The sequence below is a fragment of the Streptomyces lydicus genome, assembly GCF_000717345.1.
Lineage (GTDB): Bacteria > Actinomycetota > Actinomycetes > Streptomycetales > Streptomycetaceae > Streptomyces > Streptomyces lydicus.
The window spans coordinates 1-980 of sequence record NZ_JNZA01000097.1 but is presented as its reverse complement, the minus strand read 5'-3'; the positions used below and the strand labels follow the sequence as shown (position 1 = coordinate 980).

At 68.9% G+C, this 980-nt stretch carries 2 protein-coding genes; both read right to left on the bottom strand.

What is annotated here, in order from left to right; all coding sequences use genetic code 11:
- Window positions 1-150: condensation domain-containing protein (locus OO62_RS41885; RefSeq protein WP_157850197.1), on the bottom strand; the 150-nt coding region annotated here is incomplete at its 3' end.
- Between the two features lies 1 nt (window position 151).
- A partial coding sequence (locus tag OO62_RS36840) for a condensation domain-containing protein (protein WP_248782322.1) occupies window positions 152-980 on the bottom strand: 829 nt, incomplete at its 5' end.

Sequence of the window (980 nt, the reverse complement as noted above, 5' to 3'; positions counted from 1 at the left end):
GCGCGCCACCACATCATTGACCGCCAGCCGCAGCGCCGCCACATCCACCGCACCCCGCACACGGAACGCGAACGGCGCGTTGTAGGTCGGGCTCTGCTCGAAACGGTCCAGGAACCACAACCGCTGCTGCGCGAACGACAACGGCAGCACCTCAGGACGGGGGCGGGCTCCGACTGATCAACCGCGTCGCCTTGAGCGAATGCCCACCCAGAGCGAAGAAGTTGTCGTCCACCCCGACACTGGGCACCTCCAGCACCTGGGCGAACAAGCCGCACAGCAGCTCCTCCTGCACCGACCGCGGCCCACGACCCACACCGCCCTCGGCCCCGGAAGCGTCCACAGCGGAACGACGCTCCGCGCTGCGCCGCAGTTCGCTGCGCCGCTCCTCGCTACGCCGCAGCAACGCCCGCTCCTGCTCCGCGGACTCGAAGACCGCCACCCCCTCCACACCGGTATCCGGTTCCGCGATCACCGCCGCCACCACCCGCACGAACAGCCGGTGCAACACCTCGGCCGTATCGGCATCGAAGAGATCGGTGGCGAACACCAACGCGGCGGACATCCCGGCCGGATTACCGTCGGCGTTCTCTTGCTCCGCGAAGCTCCAGCTGAGGTCGAACTTGGAGGGGAGCGTGTCGAGGGAGTGGGGGGTGACGGTGGTGTCGGCGAGGTGGAAGGTCGCCTCGGCGTTGTTCTGGAGCACGAGCATGGTCTGGAACAGGGGGTGCCGGCCGCTGGTGCGGTCGGGGTTGAGCTCCTCCACGATCCGGTCGAACGGCAGCTCCTCGTGCGCAAAGGCCGCCAGGTCCGCCTCCCGCACCCGCTGGAGCAACTCCGCGAACGTCGGATTGCCGGACGTGTCGGTACGCAGCACCAACGTATTGACGAAGAAGCCGACGAGGTCGTCGAGGGCCTGATCGGTGCGTCCTGCGGTGGGGGTCCCGAGCGGGATGTCGGTGCCGGCACCGAGCCGGGTCAGC